Annotated in this window: 14 protein-coding genes and 3 pseudogenes; 2 read left to right on the top strand and 15 right to left on the bottom strand. The window is 68.2% G+C overall.

What is annotated here, in order from left to right:
* Positions 1 to 109 precede the first annotated feature (109 nt).
* From ABT254_RS17785 to ABT254_RS17740, 10 genes are all read right to left on the bottom strand, one after another.
* Positions 110 to 973: a cytochrome P450 gene (locus tag ABT254_RS17785; RefSeq protein WP_351470394.1), complete on the bottom strand. Its 864-nt coding sequence runs from the start codon at positions 971 to 973 to the stop codon at positions 110 to 112.
* A gap of 287 nt (positions 974 to 1,260) precedes the next feature.
* The gene (locus ABT254_RS17780) at positions 1,261 to 2,451 is read right to left on the bottom strand and encodes an MFS transporter (protein WP_351470391.1); all 1,191 of its coding nucleotides are present in this window, start codon (positions 2,449 to 2,451) and stop codon (positions 1,261 to 1,263) included.
* Positions 2,452 to 2,532: 81 nt separating this feature from the next.
* The gene (locus ABT254_RS17775) at positions 2,533 to 4,134 is read right to left on the bottom strand and encodes a B12-binding domain-containing radical SAM protein (RefSeq protein WP_351470388.1); all 1,602 of its coding nucleotides are present in this window, start codon (positions 4,132 to 4,134) and stop codon (positions 2,533 to 2,535) included.
* Positions 4,135 to 4,156: 22 nt separating this feature from the next.
* The gene (locus ABT254_RS17770; protein ID WP_351470385.1) at positions 4,157 to 4,882 is read right to left on the bottom strand and encodes a cupin-like domain-containing protein; all 726 of its coding nucleotides are present in this window, start codon (positions 4,880 to 4,882) and stop codon (positions 4,157 to 4,159) included.
* A gap of 6 nt (positions 4,883 to 4,888) precedes the next feature.
* Entirely contained in the window at positions 4,889 to 6,154 is a 1,266-nt protein-coding gene (locus ABT254_RS17765; protein ID WP_351470382.1) for a tetratricopeptide repeat protein, read from the bottom strand.
* 140 nt (positions 6,155 to 6,294) lie between these two features.
* On the bottom strand, positions 6,295 to 7,428 hold the full coding sequence (locus ABT254_RS17760; RefSeq protein ID WP_351470379.1) for a HesA/MoeB/ThiF family protein: 1,134 nt from the start codon (positions 7,426 to 7,428) through the stop codon (positions 6,295 to 6,297).
* A gap of 91 nt (positions 7,429 to 7,519) precedes the next feature.
* On the bottom strand, positions 7,520 to 7,678 hold the full coding sequence (locus ABT254_RS17755; protein WP_351470376.1) for a hypothetical protein: 159 nt from the start codon (positions 7,676 to 7,678) through the stop codon (positions 7,520 to 7,522).
* A 194-nt stretch (positions 7,679 to 7,872) separates the two neighbouring features.
* Entirely contained in the window at positions 7,873 to 8,739 is an 867-nt protein-coding gene (locus ABT254_RS17750; protein ID WP_351470373.1) for a ParB/RepB/Spo0J family partition protein, read from the bottom strand.
* A 64-nt stretch (positions 8,740 to 8,803) separates the two neighbouring features.
* Complete coding sequence (locus ABT254_RS17745; protein WP_351470370.1) at positions 8,804 to 9,112, bottom strand: hypothetical protein; 309 nt, start codon at positions 9,110 to 9,112, stop codon at positions 8,804 to 8,806.
* A gap of 6 nt (positions 9,113 to 9,118) precedes the next feature.
* Entirely contained in the window at positions 9,119 to 9,298 is a 180-nt protein-coding gene (locus tag ABT254_RS17740; RefSeq protein WP_351470367.1) for a hypothetical protein, read from the bottom strand.
* Positions 9,299 to 9,666: 368 nt separating this feature from the next.
* On the opposite strand from ABT254_RS17740, the gene ABT254_RS17735 reads away from it, so the two are divergent.
* Positions 9,667 to 10,647, top strand: coding sequence for a helix-turn-helix transcriptional regulator (locus ABT254_RS17735; RefSeq protein WP_351470364.1), 981 nt, complete (start codon positions 9,667 to 9,669; stop codon positions 10,645 to 10,647).
* 54 nt (positions 10,648 to 10,701) lie between these two features.
* Here the strand turns inward: ABT254_RS17735 and ABT254_RS17730 are convergent, their stop codons facing one another.
* Both ABT254_RS17730 and ABT254_RS17725 read right to left on the bottom strand, forming a co-directional pair.
* Positions 10,702 to 10,971, bottom strand: a complete 270-nt coding sequence (locus tag ABT254_RS17730; protein ID WP_351470361.1) for a DUF397 domain-containing protein — start codon at positions 10,969 to 10,971, stop codon at positions 10,702 to 10,704.
* A gap of 44 nt (positions 10,972 to 11,015) precedes the next feature.
* Positions 11,016 to 11,126, bottom strand: a pseudogene (locus ABT254_RS17725) (transcriptional regulator); the annotation flags it as partial.
* Between the two features lie 130 nt (positions 11,127 to 11,256).
* On the opposite strand from ABT254_RS17725, the pseudogene ABT254_RS17720 reads away from it, so the two are divergent.
* Positions 11,257 to 11,729: pseudogene (locus ABT254_RS17720) on the top strand (ATP-binding protein).
* 5 nt (positions 11,730 to 11,734) lie between these two features.
* Here ABT254_RS17720 and ABT254_RS17715 read toward each other — a convergent pair.
* From ABT254_RS17715 to ABT254_RS17705, 3 genes and pseudogenes are all read right to left on the bottom strand, one after another.
* A complete protein-coding gene (locus tag ABT254_RS17715; protein ID WP_351470358.1) occupies positions 11,735 to 13,774 on the bottom strand; it encodes a dynamin family protein in 2,040 nt (679 codons plus the stop codon).
* A 325-nt stretch (positions 13,775 to 14,099) separates the two neighbouring features.
* Positions 14,100 to 15,785 (bottom strand): pyridoxal phosphate-dependent aminotransferase, encoded by a 1,686-nt coding sequence (locus tag ABT254_RS17710; protein WP_351470355.1) that lies wholly within the window; start codon positions 15,783 to 15,785, stop codon positions 14,100 to 14,102.
* Positions 15,786 to 15,957: 172 nt separating this feature from the next.
* Positions 15,958 to 17,019, bottom strand: a pseudogene (locus ABT254_RS17705) (aldose epimerase family protein); the annotation flags it as partial.
* Between the last annotated feature and the right edge of the window lie 48 nt (positions 17,020 to 17,067).

Raw genomic sequence — 17,067 nt, 5'->3', positions numbered from 1 at the left:
GAGTTCGCGGCCTGGCGTCAACCCCCTGCTGGAGAGCTTCGACGAACAGGCCCGCAGCACCACTGTGTTGTGGGGACCGGGGACAGGTCAGCTCTGGTCCACGTTCCGGCTACCAAGTCACGGGGAGCGATTCCACCTGGGGCGTGAGCCGCTTCGGAACCCTCCTGATGTCCGACATGTCCACTGCAAGCCGAAGGCCCGGGAAGTGGGCGGGCAGCCGCTCGAACAACTCCTCCATCTCGAGCCGGGCGAGAGGGGCGCCCGGGCAGTAGCGTCGGCCATGACCGAAGGTGAGATGCCGGTTGGGGCACCGACTGATGTCGAAGACGTCCGGAGAGCCGAACTCCACCGTGTCCTGATTGCATTTCAGCTTCTGGATCATGACCAGATCGCCCTTGCGGATGATGGCCCCGTGACCGTCGGCGATCGCGATGTCGTCGTGGGCGTAACGAACGATGCCGAGATGCCGGTTCTCCTCTTCGGCCGGCAGGACGTTCGCGAACCGCAGTGTTTCTTCGATGGCTGAGGCCCTCGTCGCCGAGTCCCGCCCCAGCGAGCGATACGCCTCAGGATGAGAGAGCAGCAACAGCATGGCCTTGTCGAGTGCCGCCACCGTCGTCTCGTATCCGGCGAACAGCAGGGTCGCGGAGAGCGCCACCATCTCTCGGGTCGTGACCTGCTCCGCGGTCGAGCCATGGCGGATCAGGTCACTGATGATGTCCGGGCCGAGATCGCCGGACCGTTGCTCCACCAGGGAGGCGAAGTACTCCAGCAGAGCGGCCTGTCCGGCCCGCGCCGCATCCGGATCGGCGATGGACGTCCAGGCGTCGGCCCAAGCCGCGAACCGGCCTGAATCGGCCTCGGGGACACCGAGCATCAGGCCCATCACACGGACGGGCAGCGGCCGGCACACCAGGCGGTGCAGGTCTGCGGGCCGGTCCGCGGCTCCCAGCTCCTCCAGGCACCGTGTCACCACAGCCCCCACGGCCGGACGCAGACGCTTCATCCGGCCCGGACCGAAACTCCGCGACAGCAGTCGGCGGAACCGGTCGTGTTCCAGCCTCTCGTCCTCGGGTGAGCCCCAGGGCCTACCGAACAGCGGAGAGGCGGAATACCGGGGCGCTTGCCCGACTGCGGGGTGGGAGCGGCCCAGTCGGCTGTCGGCCAGCAGAGTCCGGCCAAGGGGATAGGACGTCACCACCCACGCCTCATCCCCGGCCGGAGTCTGCACCTTCCGGATGCCGTGCTTCCTGATCGCATTCACGAGCCCACCTCCTGGGGCAGGGACGGTTCGGTCAACTGCCGCAGCGTGGGAGCTGCCGCCACGGTGACGCTGATCGCGACGATGGCCGTGAAACCGACCAGTGGCATCACACGCAATCCCAGGGCGCTCACCAGCCCTCCGACGACCGCCATGGACGCACTGGTGGTGACCAGACCCATGATCTGCTCCACCGAGACGACCCGGCCGATGACGGACTCGTCGATCGCGGTCGCCACCAGGCCGCCCCACAGGGTGGACCGCAGAGCGAGCCCGCAGCCGCTCACCGCCTGGGCCGCAGCGAGCAGCAGCAGGCCGCCGTTCACGCCGATGACCAGGACGGGCAGCGCGACGGCGAGGAGGCAGACAGCGGCGGCCTGGGCCGGACGGCGGAAGTGATACCGCCGCGCCACCACTCGCCCGGTGAACCAGCCGACGCCGTTGCAGGCCTGCACCAGGCCCCACGCCTTGGCGCCACCGTGAGTCTGGGCGGCGTACACCGGGCCCGCGACATTGAGCAGCGCTACACCGAACAGCAGCACCACGTTGGTCTGCACCCCCAGGCGCCACAGCCAGCCGATGCGGAAGTAGTCACGGAAGCCTGCCGCGACGCGGCCGGCATCTTCGCTGCCGTGGCTGCGTCGTTGACCTGTCCGGCGGGGGACGGTTCGTCCGACGGCCGCGAAGAGCAGGGCACTCGCGAGGAACGACATCCCGTTGAGCGCCACCACGCTTGCGGTCCCGGCGGCGGCGACCAGGAACCCCGCCAGGGTCGGACCCAGAATCCTGGAGACGCTCGAAGCGATGCCGAGGTTGGCGTTGAGGTCCTTGCGGCGCTCCTTGGCGAAGCCTGTGGATATGAGCTTGAGGGCGGCGGGATCGAAGAAAGAGGTCGCCGCGCCGAGCAGGACCGACGCGGTCGCGAGCATCACGACGCTGTTGTGTCCCGTCGCGATCATCACCGCGACGAATGCGGTCACACAGCCGGCCGCCAGATCGCCCAGCATCAGTATCGAGGCCGGCCGCCGGCGGTCGCTCGCCCACCCCGCGAGCGAACTCAGCAGCAACTTCGGCAGCATCTCCGCGGCGAGTACGACGCCGATGGCGCTGCTGCCGCCCGCCCGCAGCGCGGCGAAGACCACGGCCACGGTGTACATGTTGTCGCCCATCGTCGATGCGGAACGGGCCATGAGAAAGAGGGTCTCCCCTCGCCTGCCTGCATCCGCTGCCGGTGTCATCAGGAGCTGCTCCTCTGCAGGATCGGTCCGGACTCAGGAGCTCAACAGCGCGTCGAACTCACGTGCCGCGTCGGCCGACACGGGCCGGTCGGGCAGTACCCCGCGTCGCCGGGCCAGAGCTTGAATGCTTTCCTGCGCGCGCCGCAGGATGCCCGCCCCGGCCGTTCGGAGTTCACCCGCCGAGGCCGCGGTCACCAGTTCCTCCAGCACCTGGTACGGCAGTCGGCGGGCGGTGTACATGCTGTCGACGGCCAGTTCCCTGACAGTGTCGTCCCCGCGGCTGTTGCTCTCCCGGTGGATCCGGCGCCACGTGTTGACCTCGTCGTTGATCCCCTGCTGGCAGGCGGCACGGAACTCTGACAGGGCCTGCCAGACCTCGCGGACGGCCGGGTCCCGGAACCACTGCGGGTCGTCCTCGTCCACGGGGCCTTCCGTCGTCCAACGGTCGTACAACGGAGTGCCGGGATAGAAGGTCAGTCGTGTGTAGACGGCGGTGGGAAAGCCCGCGTCCGTACGTGCGGCCCTGAGGAACGCCAGGTTCTCCCGGAGCTCGGCCAGGCTGGTCCAGGGATCGAACATGATGAAGTCCACGATGGTGCGGATCCCGGAACGCTGGACGAGCTGGATCGCCTTCAGGTTCGTCGCCACGTCCAGATCCTTGCGATAGCGGTCGAGCACCGGCTGGCTGCCGCTCTCGATCCCCATCTCGATCGACGAGCAGCCTGCCCGGGCCAGCAGATCCAGCAGTTCCGGGTTGCGCACGATCTGGTCGGCCCGGCCGGCGAACGAGAAGGTGCCCGGTTTGCCGTGTTGTTCGAGGGCCGTTGTGAAGCGCCGGATCCAGTTGGGTGCGTAGGGGAAGAGGTCGTCCATGAAGGCGAAGTGGAGGTCCGGGTAGTCCTTGCGGATCAGCGACATCTCGTCCACCACCCGCTCCGGCGAGCGCACCCGGCGCATGGGCCCGCTTTCCCGGCGGTAGAACATCTGGATGTCGCAGAACGTGCACCGGTAGGGGCAACCGCGGCTCGCCGCGAGCGTGGCACAGGGCACCACGTCGAGCGTGGGCCATCGTCGTACACCCGCGTACTCGGTCAGCGGCGGCAGGAGGTGCCGAGCGGGCAGGGGCAGGCTGTCGAGGTCGTTGATGAGGGAGCGCCCGGGGTTGCCGCGGACACCGGCGGGTCCGCGTGCCACGGTCCCGGCGATCGTCGTGCAGTCCCCGTCGTGTGCGCGCCGCGTCACCAGTTCGAGGAAGGCCGCCTCGCCCTCACCCATCACCGCCACATCGAGCTCCGGGGCCTCCTCCAGGGCTGTGCGGCCGCCGATGGCACTGACATGGTGCCCGCCGATGACCAGCAGGGCCTCCCCGCCCGCTGCGCGGTAACGCCGCGTGACCTCCGCGACGTACGGGTAGGAGGGCGAGGTCGCGGAGAAACCGATCACCCCGTAGCGGTCGGCCAGGCACGCCCGGATCAGGTCGTCGACCGTGGCCCTCAGCCGGTTGCCCTCCAGTATCTCGACCTCGTGCCCTTCCTTGGCACACACCGCCGCAAGATAGGCAAGCCCCAGCGGCTGAGTGCTCCGGCCGAAGGACAGCTGCGGCGGGGTGGGCATGTTGATGAGGAGAATACGCACTGTTGGTCTCCCAACTCCGCGACTACGCGCGCAATACGAGGGATATGGAAGGGGCGGTGCACACGATGTCGTGATGCCAGCCCCGCGGGATGTACAGGGCGCTGCCCGGCGAGAGCTCGGCGCGGAAGTGTGCCCATGCCTTCTCCGGTCGCGTGACGTACGCGTCCAGCAACCGTTCGGATGCGCGGATCCTGGAACAGTCCTCGGGGGAAAGGGCGGACGGGTGCAGGAGACGGGCGCGTTTGACACCGGCCACCTGCACCAGGATTCCGTTTCCGGCGTCCTGGTGCAGAGGGGTCCTGCTGCCCACGCCGGCCAGCCAGACGGCCGAGTACTCCATGCGCGGAGCCTCCGGAAGCCAGGGTCGGTACGCCGTGAGCAACGAGCGTGCGAATGCGGCCAGTTCGGGGTGGTCGCGCAGCCTGACCCGCAGTTGCCACGGGTGGCGCGGGCCGACGGCGTGGGCCTCCCGCCAGAACTGCGCGGCGCTCATGCGGTGTTCTGTGACCTTGTCCCGGTAGTCACCTGCCGTGGATATGGAGCCGTCTCCCTGCAGACTGCGGTAGCAGGGATACTCGCGCTCTCCGAGCATCGTGAGCACCGCCTGCGGCGAGGAGGGCCCGCCGGCCGCCGCGAGACCGTTCCAGAACAGGGCCGGCGCGGCCCACCGCGGATCACCAGTGCGCCCTTCGCCGTCGCAGGTGTGCAGGGCGTCCTGTGGCCCGGTTTCCAAGGAATTCGCCGTCATGGTCGTCTACTTCCCTCCCGGGACCGTCACGTCGGTCGTCGACACGGAGGCCAGCAGCCTGTGAAGGGCCGCCTCGGCATGGCCCGCCAGGGCCGGGAATCCGCATCGGCGCGCCAGGGCCGCGATGCTCCGGTAGGCGCTCACCGCCCCTGGGTCCACGTGGACGCACGCGAGGTAGTGGGACAGCGCGGTGTCGAGTTCCCCGAGGTTTTCCCGGCACTGTCCGGCCATGTACCAGGCCATCGGCGTCAGGGGTGGTCCGAGAGCGGCCGCCCGTTCGAACGCCGCGGCCGCCTGGCCCCACCGTCCGCGGTGCGCGAGCACCTCGCCGCGCACGCTGTGCCGCATGGGATCCAGCGGGTTCATCGCAGTGCTGCGGGTCACCAGGTCCTCGGCCCGGTCGAGATCACGGTTCCACTGCGCCTCCCGCGTTCGTGTTTCAAGCAGGATCATGAGGTTGTCGCGCTTGAGGAGGTGCTCGCTGTCATCGCGCGGCTCAAGGGCCCGCGCATGGCTCTCCGCTTGGTCCAGGACCCGCCGCAGGGCGTCCCGGTCGTTCGCCATCATGGGTTCGAAGCTCACCGCACGCAGATACTTGCTGGCCAACAGCCTGTAGTGGAACGAGCCGTCGTCCTCGAAGGTGGCGAACTCCGCCGCAGCGGCCCGCGCGTACCGGTGGACGAGATCCCGGTCCCGTAAGACCTTTCCCGCGAACACGCACAGCCGCATGGCCGCATCGAGCCGGGCGCGGGAGCCGCGGGGTGCCGACTCGTGGAACTCGATGAGGTCCCTGGGCCAGTAGGCGATCTGCCGGGCGGGTGAGCCGAGCGAATAGCCGGTTGCGTAGTTGGCTCGCACGGAGAAGAACGCGTAGGCGCATGCCGCCCAGTTGGCGTCGGACTTCCAGCGTTTCCTCGCGGGCCGGGGCAGCTCGGTGAGGATGTGCCGGTAGAACCCCAGTGCGGCCAACAGTTTGACCAGGGAGTACAGCTGACGGGCGGACAACTCCCGGGCGTTGTGGACATGGTCGAGGACTATGGCGACTCCGGGCGACGTCTGCCCCGCCCACGCACGGCCGGGGTCACTGTGGGCGACCTCCGGGCTGCCCAGCGCGTGGGCGAGCAGACTCCGAAACGCCGGAGGATGCAGTTGCTGAGACCAGTCCGGCTGCACCCGGCCGGTGACCAGGTGGTCGTACGCCAGCAGGACACCGTCACCGTGCAGGGCGACCTCGCCGTCCTTGGTGAGATCGAGGTACGGACGGTAGAGCACACCGTGGAACGAGTCAGAGGGAGCGCCCGCCCGTGAGGTTGTATAAGGGGCGAATTCCGGGACCCTGGGGTTCGCCGACGTCTCGCGCAAATTGACGCTGTTGGTGCTGACCGACTTCAGACGGTGCAGTTTCATTAGCGTCATCGGGACTCCTGCAGATGCGCCGATGGACTGCAGAGCCGGCACACCGGGCTGCGCTGCAGGGGGATGCGCTGCGACTGCCCCGCGACCGGATCGACGGCGATCATGCCGTCAACGGTTGCAGGCCGACGGGTCCCGCTGAGAAAGCCCACAGCCTCGGAGGTGGCGATCCCCATCATCCACAGGTTGACTCCGGGGCGTGTGCGCGGGCTGTACGGCCCCTTGGCGTCGATGCTCGCCGAGATCTGCTCGAATCCCGCGTGCACCTGATTGGCCGCCTGCTCGTAACAGCCGAAGCAGGCGCTCTCGCCCGGCAGACACAACGGACCGCACCAGGTGTTGAAGAAGTGCAGGGATGGAATGCCCGCTTTCAGGCATGCCTCGGTGGTGGTCACGCGCGACTGACGCGGCGGGAAGTCGCCCATGTGGATCACCAGATTGGCGCCTTCGATGTGCTCTTCGAGATCCTGACCATTCATGACGTACTTCGACACTGCGGTGAACGCCAGGTCCGGAAGCCGTTGGGTGAGCCGTTCCGCCAGCGCATCGGCCTTGTAGCGGTCGACGTCCTCGGGCAGGTAGAAGAGCTGACGGTGCAGGTTGGTCTCCTCGACGATGTCTCCGTCGATGCCGACGATCCGCCGTACCCCGGACGAAGCCAGCGACGCCGCCATCAGGCTTCCGGCGCCGCCCAGACCGATGATGACCACTTTGGCGCGCTTGAGGCGGGCGAGGTAGTCGTACCTGCTCGTGGTCTCCGTCTCGAAGTCCGAGTAGTAGGCGATGTGCCTGCGGTACGAAGCGAGTTCGTCGGCCGTCAGGCCGGCCGGCACCGGAGCCGCCGCGTCCACGACGATGTGCTTCTGCGCCAGCTGGTCCACGAGGCGACGCACAGCGCCGGGGGAGACGCCCGGATGCGTGTTCAGGACATGGCCGACGACGTCGTCGACGTCCCGGGAGCCGTCGCAGGCCTCGAGTACCTTCGCGACCACCTTGGGCGTGATGCCCGCCGTGCCGCCGCCGTTGAGTTCCAGTCTGCGGTTGTCACGTGCCAGCACGGTGGTGCCGTCACCGACCCGGAACTGGCCCCAGCCCGCCACACGCTGCGGGCGGGGGTTCGAGGACTGGTACATGGCCAAACCATCTCCTTCTGCGTCCTGCGATCCTGTGGGTCTGGTCCTGGGCCGGGGCGCAGGCCGTGCTGCGCCCCGGCCCAGGGGGGTCTCAGTCCTCGTAGGTGAGAATGGCCGCGGCCTCCGGCAGCAGCTCGATGGTGCTCATGATCTGCCGCTCCTTCTCCTCCAGCGTGACGTCCTGCGCCGGGTCGGCGGTACCGGCCTGGACGGTTTCGGTGGTCGCTGCCTCGCAGTTCGGTTCGGCCATAGCTGCTCACTCCGATCGTTGTGGCTGGGAACTTCGGCCGTCCTGGGACGGTCGATCGTGGCCGCTTCCTTGGCCCTCGATCGAACAGGACGGTAGGTCGGCTCCATCGGTGTCCAGTAGTCGCAGAGGTGGTCACTGCCGGCTGGGCGCAGCGCGCGACTGCGGACTTTCCGCACCTGGACAGACGCAGCCGTCTACGCCGCAACGCGGCGGTCGGCGAGATCGGCCAGGACCCGCCACGCGTCGGCGTTCGCCTGCGCCACGCTGCGGAACAGGTCGAGATCATGGCCGGGAACGAACTCGATCAATGCCGCGGGTCCTCGTCCGATCAGGGACAGGGTGTGCAGCGCCCGCAGCAGGGCACGCCCCGGATCGGTGGCGCGCAGCGCCGGGTCGCGGGCGAGTGCCTGAAGACACTGCAGAGGATCTCGCTGGGCACGCCAGGCCAGACGTTCGACGACTGGCGACGCCGGCGCCTGCTGCTCGGCCAGACGTGCGCGTACGGTGCGGACCGTCTCCGGGGAGACACCTGCCTGCTTGGCTATCTCGCGCAGTGAGGCGTCCGGATTCTCGGTGATCAGCCGGGCGACGTGGTCCCGTCGCTCCAGCCTGCCGACGGGTCTGGACCGTCCGTCCCGGCCCACGCGTGTGTCGGCCGCTCGGGAGGGCTGTGCGCGGCGCACCGCCGCGACGGTCTTGTCCGACAGGGCGACCACGGCAGCGATCTTCCGATCGGACCAGTGGGGACGGGCCTGCAGGATGCGTACGGCCGCCGCTTTGCGGTCGGCCAGGGTCAGCGGCAGACCGTGCCGCACGTTACTGACGACGGACTGGATGAAGGCGTCGTCGGCGTCGCCGTCGTAGTACTGGACGAAGATCGTCTCGTCCCCGCGCAGCTCGGCCGCGCGCAGACGGTGCATGCCGTCGACCACGCGGCCGGTCGGCCTGTGCACGAGTAGTGGCGGCAAAGGCCCGGCCAGTTCGGCCAGCATCCGGATGTTCTCCGCGGATTCTCCGGCCAGCCGCGGAGAGTCCGCGGGAAGGAGACTTCGGACTGGCACCTCGATTGTGGGGGGAGATTTCGATTGCATGTCATGCCCTTTGAATAATCCTGGTCTCGGACTTTCACTGTCCGCTTTCGTGGCCGGTCTCCGGGTGAGGTCGCGGCCAGAGCATGGTGGCGAGCCGCCAGCAGCTGATCCAACGGAAATTCGCACACGTGGAGTCGGCGAGTTGCGCGGCGACTTCTTCGAAATCCGTCGTTTCCGATGCGAGGAAAAGGACCAGATCGAGACCTGTGTGGCGGGCCACGACGGTCAGGTGCTCGAGGTGGCCGCAGCGGCTCCCGTGCGCCCAGGCTGCGTCCCGCAACATGTCGGCCTGCAGCCTGCCTGGCGGTTCAGTGGTGCTGACGATGACCCGAATGGGGAGCATCGCGGACTAGTCCCACCCGATGCCGTCGCCCGGGGACTGCGGTGCGGTGGAGTCGTCACCGGAGGCGTGCACGACGGTGAGGGCTGTGTGGTCCGTCCCCTTGCCGGCCCCGTGCACGACGACACCGCCGAACGTGAGAATTCCAATGAAGCCGGATATGCTCAGGATGCGAACGAATTTAAGCATGACAGGGCTCTCCGTCCTTTGTGAAGGAATTCGTGTCCGGCGGGAATTGAGAGCCGGATCCCGTTCGATCGTCCGAGATCTTGACTCGCGGCGACCAACTGGTTACGAGTATTCCGAGGCGGCCGGTCGCCCGGAAGGCTTTACCGGTGGACGGATCAGGTCAGTCCTAACTAGGTCTCGACTGTCTCGACTCAAGCCTCTGCTGGATCTTCCGAGTGTGACCGGCAGGTATTCTTTGCCGATCCTTGGCGTTTTGCTGATCGATTTCACTTTCCCGTTACCTGTCGGAGATCGGCCGGGCGCCCTTGTTTATGGTATAAGCACACGTATTGGTGCGCCGAGCACAACACGGGGACAGGGAGTGGGGCGTGCTTCAGGTTCTGGGATTGAGCGAGGACGCTGAGGTCATCTATCAACGGTTGCTTGAGGATCCCCTGCTGGGTGTCGCCGATCTGCAGTCCCGGCTCGGAATGTCCGAGAACCGAGTGCGCGCGGGGCTCGACGAACTGGTGCAGGTCACTCTCGTCCGAGAGTCGCGGGAAATCCCGGGCCGCCTCAGGGCGGTCAGCCCCGAAGTCGGACTCACCTCGTTGCTGCTCCAGCAGGAGCGCGAACTGGCCCGCCGGCAACAGGAGCTCGCCGTGCAGCGGGCCGCGGTCACCGATGCCGTGGCCGAGTACGCCAGTCTGCGTCGCGATGCGGACGACGGCGTCTCGCAACGGCTCCTGAGCATGGACGCCATCCAGGCCCGCCTGGAGGAACTCGCCCACGAACTCACTCAGGAGTGCCTGTCGGTGATGCCGGGCGGCGCGCAGTCGCAGGAGAGCCTGGAAAACTCCAGGCCTCTTGACCAAGGTGCGTTGGACCGCGGCGTCTCGATCCTGACGCTATATCAGGACAGTGTGCGCAACGACCCGGCCACCTATGCCTACGCCCGGTGGATGACCGAGCAAGGAGGGCAGGTGCGTACCGCACCGGTGTTACCGCCCCGCATGCTCATCTTCGACCGCCGGGTCGCGGTCATTCCCCTCGACCCGAACAACACCAGAGCCGGTGCTCTGTGTACGACCGAGCCGGCGACCGTGGCGTCCCTCGTCGCCGTCTACGAGCATGCCTGGAACATGGCGATTCCGCTGGGCGCCAGCCAGAACGACGAAACAGGCCTCACCGCCCTCGACCGGGAACTGCTGAGGCTGCTGGGCAGTGGACTCACCGACGAAGCCGCCGGCCATCGCCTCGGCGTGTCCGCCCGTACGGTCCGCAGGCAGATGGCGAGCCTCATGGAACGCTTGAGCGCCACGAGTCGCTTCGAGGCGGGCCTCAAAGCAGCACAACGTGGCTGGCTTTGACGGCCGGGCCGGGCAGAACCTTTTCCCCACAGCACCCGGCCTGCGCTCACACTGTCACGCCGTTGGGGCCAGCCCTGCTGGACGGGCGGTGACGTGCGTGAGGAAGCCTTCCCAGGTGGGGGAGGAGAGGGCGAGTTGGGGGCCCTGCTTGTTCTTGGAGTCGCGGATGTGGATGGTGGTGGGGCAGGTGGCTACCTCTGCGCAGTCGCCGTCGCCGCTGCTCGAGCAGCTGGACTTGTGCCAGTTCAGGGCGACTTCTATGCAGTCATCGCCGGATGCGCTGCTGTAGCTGCTCTTGAACCAGGCCAGTTCGGACGTGCTCATACGTCTCCTTGCATCCGCTGCAACAGGCTCACGGAGTCCTGGATGTCCCGGCTCAGCCCCTTGTGCTCCCGCAGGGCCTGGACGACCGCCCCGAACGTCCGCAGACTGTCGGAAGACTCCGGCGCGCCACCCGTCCCGACCGCGCCATCGACCATTGTCGATCACCTCCCGCACTCATGGTCACGGGCAGTCACACGTATTGTCCAGCCCGTCACCGCGTACGCTCCCGCAGCGTACGCGCCGCCGACCTGGTGAACTGCCCTCCCCGTCCGCCAAATTGGGGCCATGACAGGCCTCCCCACCCCCCAACCCCCGGTCACCGTGCGTGTGTTCGCTCAGCGTCTGACCGCCACTCCCCGCGCCGCCCGCCTCGCCCGGCACCTCGCCCTGAACCAGCTGGACACCTGGGCATCCCGCACGGGAGCGACGCCTCCGATACCGTCGCCCTGATCGTCGCCGAGCTCGCGGCCAACGCCGTCACCCACGGCCGGGTCCCCGGGCGGGACTTCCAGCTGCGGCTCTCCCTCGTCACGGACAGCATCCGTATCGAGGTCACCGACACCCGCGCCGAACGGCACCCACGCGCGCAGCCGGCCACCGAGCTCCTCGACGAGACCGGCCGCGGACTTCTCCTCGTAGACGCGCTCGCCGAGGGCTGGGAGGTACTGGACCGCGAGCTGCCACCCGGCAAGACCGTCCGCGCCGAGGTCGACCTGCCGGGATGGCTGTCCCTTTCCAAGGGCTCGGCCCTACGGTGAAACCGTCAGTGCGCCCTGCTGCGGTCGAGCAGGTCCTGGAGGTCGGTGGAGATAGCCTGGCCCGCTTCGTCGAGGGGCGTCAGGCGCTCGACGATCGCGCGACTCCTCGTCGTGTCCTCCGCGTTGATGCGGTGCCCCAGCTCGTCCAGCGTTGCGCGCAGACGGGCTCGCTGCCGCTGGTGGAGCTCCTCGGCGGCGTCGATCAGGTGCCGTCCCTCGCTTAGTACCATCTCCTCGAAGCCGATACGGGCCTGCTTCGCCTGCTCGTCGATCATGGACTTCCGCTCCTGGCGGGCCTGCTGGATCTTGGATTCCCGCTCCTTGAGAACGTCCGTGATTCTGGCGATGCCGATGGCAGCGAGGATGGCCGCTCCCACCGGGACCGCGATGGTGGCGAGACTGAGACTGGTCGTCAGCCAGACCGCTCCGCCGGCGATGGGGCTGGCGACGCCGAGAGTGTTCGCTGCGGTCTGGACCATGCCGTACGCCGTCCAGGGGCGAGTCCCGTCCGTTTGTGCCGGGAGAGCCTCGGGGTTGAACGGCTCAGGCGTGACCAGCTGGGATCCGCTGTCCTCACCGAGCTCCGAGCGAAGGATCAGCCGGGCGCTGGCGTCGAATGCCTCGCGTTCGCGCTCCCAGAGCGTGCCGGGTCCTTCGGGAGCGGTCATCCATGCGTTGAAGACCTGGACATGGCGGACGTCGACCTCGTTCGCGTGCTCGGCGCTCAGGTTGCCGGAGTCGATCAACTCGTCCAGACCTCGGTGCAGTTCGTCCGCCAGGCCACTGAACGGCCGTTGAGCGGTACGGATTCTGCGGTGCAGTTCGTCGGTCAGTTCGGCCCTCATCCGTGCGAGGGAGTCGTCCATGCCCTCCAGACGCTTGTGGAGGGCGTCTCGCTCCGCCTCCAGGTTGCCCACTGCCATGCGGTGGGCACCGAGCATGTCGGCGATGGCACGCCGTCTGTGCCGGACGAGCCAGCCCGCCTCTTCGCCGACCTGTCGGAGGTGTTTGTGCCCGGCGCCGGACTCCAGCAGGTCCTGGAGGCGTTCGCGCAGCTCTGCCATGTGGCTGCGCCGTCGGAGCGTGCTGCCGTCTCTCCCGTTCTCCTCCTCGTACTCGGCCTTGGCCTCCAACGCCGCCGAGACGGCGAGGAAACCCTCTCCGATGAATTCTTCGGATCTGAGGTAACGCTCACGCAGATACTGGTTGTTGGTGGCCAGTACGTTCTTCCAGGCAGCCTGGTTGTGTTCGCGCTGTGCGGCCCGGTCGATCCCGGAGAGGACCCACAAAACCCGCTTGTGCGCCGGTGCGGCGTGGGCGTACAGGTCCCGGATGAGGCGCAGTTCGTTGGCGGTGAGGGCCTCGGTGGCCTGACTCACGTAGATGAAGCAATCCGCCTCCTTCCATGCCTCGTACAAGATCTCGTCGCGTTCTTCGTCCTCGGACTCCGAGCCGGGCAGGTCGAAGAGTTCGATCGGCAGACGGGCCCGGGAGATGAGTAGCTCGATCCGCTCGACCTGATGGTTGATGTGCTCGGGGCGGCGGTCTGTGATGTTGCCGTCAGCCGCCACGTAACCGGCCACTTCGGCGCGGTGCAGATTCGTGCCGATCTCCACCCAGTCGCCGATGCCCTTGAACTTCACCCGCAGCAGCCCCCGGCCGGTCGCGTCGACCGAAGGATCGTCACCTACCGGGATGACCGTCGAGGGGCAGGCGGTGGTCGGGCTTGCCGACGATGGCAGGAGACCGAGGTATTCGTCCGACGGCTCGCCGTCCTCGTCGATGATCGTGATGTACTCCAGGTGACCTTGGAGCCCGCTGATCAGGAAGCTCTTTCCCGAGGACTGCCGTCCCAGCAGTGCCACCTTGAGCATGGTCGACAGGGCGCGGGTCCGCATGGCCCGGATCTGCTCGACGGCCGAGTCCAGGTCGTCGGTCGCGGCCCCCGGAAGGATGTCCGAGGCCTCGCCAACTGTGCCCAGCCAGTCCGCACAACGGCCTAAGAGGTGTCTCAGCTCAACCCGTGCTTCTTCCAACGGCATCATGAGCCAACTTGTATCCCACGGATCGCCGCCCGGCCGGGGAACGGGATTGGCTCCCCGGAACTCTCACACCTGAGAGACACCCGGTTCGAGCGAGAGCTATCGACGCGCAAGGGGTTCGATTCCATGGTCCCGCCCGAAGCCCCAACCCGACCACCGGCGGCGGGCTCGCCAACAAGAAGTCCGGTGACCGCATCGCCTTCGGCGCGGGCGGCGACGTCTTTGCCGGCAATACGTCTTGCTGAGCTGGACTACGGGGTGGCCCATGGCCTATGGAGTCGTTCGTCTGCGGGTGCGCACCCGGCCACGCACCGCACCCTTACGACGATCAGCCCGCTTGTCCCATCCCGGCCGCGTTCGGCCAGCTCTGGGCGTTCGGCCATCCGGTTGCCGGGGCCGGGGTGAGGCCCGGGGCGGGGCCCGTGGTGCCTCGTACCTGGGCCGCCGTGAGGCCGCCGCGGGCCGGGACGCCCGGCGGCGTCCGGCCGGGGGCCGGGGCGGGCACCGGCGTGGGCATCGGCGTCGGGGCCGGCACCGGAGCGGGCGCCGGGGCCGGTTGCTGCATCGGGGCCGGTACCGGCTGCATCGGCGCCTGGACGGGGTAGCCGACCGGCTGGGGGGCCGCCTGGGCCACCGCCGGTATCGGGGCCTGCGCGGCCGCCGGTATCGGGGCCTGCGCGGCCGCCGGTATCGGGGCCTGCGCGGCCGCCGGTATCGGGGCCTGCGTGGCCGCCGGTATCGGCATGGGCATCGGCGCCCCACCCCCCATCGAACCGCCGGAGGCCATCGCGGCGAGGGGCATGCCGGCCCCGTTGGTGGCGCTGACCAGTCGGTCCACGGCCGCCGTACCCGAGCTGTAGCTGGTCCCGGTGCCCAGCTCGGGTACGGCGGCTCCCCTCCTGGTCCCGTAGAGCACCTGTTCCAGGCCGGACACCAGGCGACGCACATCCACCTGGGGGCGCACCACGAGTCGCAGGAAGCGGCTGGACGAACCGATCTTGTTGCCGCACTCGCGGACCAGGATCCGGTGCTCGGTGAGCATCCGGTCCCGGACCACGGTGCCTTCGGCGCCCACGGGGAGGCGCACGAAGAGGAAGTTGCCCTGCGAGGGGTAGACCGTGAGGCCGGGGAGGGCGGAGAGCTGGCTGGCCATGTCCAGGCGGTCGCGGCGCACCTGGTGGAGGCTCTGCGCGTACTCGGCGCCGTGCTCCTTGAGCATGAACACCACGTACTCGGCGAAGGAGTTGAGGTTCCACTTCGGGAGCATGGAGCGGACGCGCCCGGCCAGGGCCGGGTTGGCGACCAGGTAGCCGAAACGTATGCCGTGCAGGCCGAAGTTCTTGCCGAGGCTGCGCAGCACGACGACGTTCGGGCGGATCATCGCCTCCTGGACGACCGACGGTTCGGCCTCGGCGTCCGCGAATTCCAGGAACGACTCGTCGATGACGATCAGGTCCAGGTCGGCCATCGCGTCCATGAACTGTACGAGGGACTGCCGGTGCAGAAAGCCGCCGTCCGGGTTGTTCGGATTGCAGATGACGGCGACGCGGGTGCCGCGGGCCCGGATGAACTCGGCGTACTTGGCGAGGTCCAGGGCGAAGCCGCTGGACTCCTGCAGCGGGAACATGTCGACCCGCTTGCCGGTCTCCATCGGCTGGTCGGTCCAGCGGCCGAAGGTGGGGACGGGGATGGCGAGGGACTCGCGGACCATCAGATGGTCGATCCAGGTGATCAGCTCGGTCGAGCCGTTGCCCATCGCCACGCACTGCGGCGGGAGTTGCAGCAGGTTGCACAGCTCGGCGGTGATCGTGTCGGCACTGCTCGGGTAGTAGGTGACGATGTCGCGCAGGCGGGCCGACATCTCCTCGAACATGGCCGGGGTGGGGAAGTACGGATTGCAGGGGATACAGAAGTCCACGGGGCCGGTCCCGTCGCCGCCCTGCCGCGTCAGCGCCGCCATCGACGGGCTGTGTGCCGCGTTGCTGCGGAACAGCGAGGTGACGTTGTCGGCCATGGAACCTCCGTATGGGGCGGGCCCGGCAGGGACGACCGGGCCCGTCGCGTTTGGGTGGCCCGCGCGGGGGAGCACGGGCCACCCTTAGATACGGAGGCTGGGGTGACGTCGTTCAACGCATGTGAAAGAGGTGTGAGTTCGGGAACCGGTACCTCGCTTCCCGCGTCACGGCTCACGCTCCAAACGTGTGCACCGTCCGGGTGCGATACGTCTGCCCCGGCCGCAGCACCGTGGACGGGAAATCCGCGTGGTTCGGCGAGTCCGGGAAGTGCTGGGTCTCCAGGCACAGCGCGTCACCCTGGCGGTAGGCCCTGCCGCCGGTGCCGGTGAGCGTGCCGTCGAGGAAGTTGCCGGAGTAGAACTGCAGACCCGGCTGGTCGGTGGCGATCTTCAGGGTGCGGCCGGAGCGCGGGTCGCGCAGGGTGGCCACATGCTCGGGCTCGGACGTGATGCCCTTGTCCAGGACCCAGTTGTGGTCGTATCCCTTGGCCTGCACCTGTTGGGCGTGGCCGTCGCGGATGTCGCGGCCGATCGTCTTCGTCCTGCGGAAGTCGAAGGGGGTATCGGCCACCGTCGCGAGTTCGCCCGTGGGGATCAGGCCCGCGTCGGTGGGCGTGTAGCGGGAGGCCTCGATGGTGAGCTCGTGGTCCTCGATGGTGCCGCTGCCCTCGCCGGCCAGGTTCCAGTAGACGTGGCTGGTGAGGTTGACGACCGTGGCCTTGTCGGTGGTGGCCTCGTAGTCGATGATCCAGTCGCCGTGCCGGGTGAGGGTGTACGTCACCTTCGCCTTGAGGGTGCCCGGGTAGCCCATCTCGCCGTCGATGCTGGTGTGGTGCAGCACCAGGCCGACGTCGGAGCCCTCGGCGAACGGCTCGACGTCCCAGATGTGCTTGTCGAAGCCCTGCTTGCCACCGTGCAGGCTGTTGACGCCGTCGTTCACGTCCAGCTGGTAGGTCTTGCCGTCCAGGGTGAACCGGCCCTTGGCGATGCGGTTGCCGTAGCGGCCGATCAGGGCGCCGAAGTACGGGGTCTTGGCGACGTAGTCGTCGATGTTGTCGAAGCCCAGCGAGACGTTGGTGCAGCGGCCGTGCCGGTCCGGGATCTCCAGACCCTGGACGACCCCGCCCCAGTTCAGGACCTTCAGCCGGGTGCCGCCGTTCTCCAGCGACCAGCGGTGGACCTCCGTGCCGTCGGCCAGCTTGCCGAAGAGCGATTTCACCGGTCCTGCCTCTCCCTCCCATGGGAAGGGCCCCGCCTTACGGCGGGGCCCGATCCGGTCACT

Origin of the sequence: Streptomyces sp. NPDC001137 (assembly GCF_040298885.1) — a bacterium.
Classification (GTDB): Bacteria; Actinomycetota; Actinomycetes; order Streptomycetales; family Streptomycetaceae; genus Streptomyces.
The sequence above is the reverse complement of the archived record's forward strand: the minus strand, read 5'-3'. Positions and strand labels throughout refer to the sequence as shown.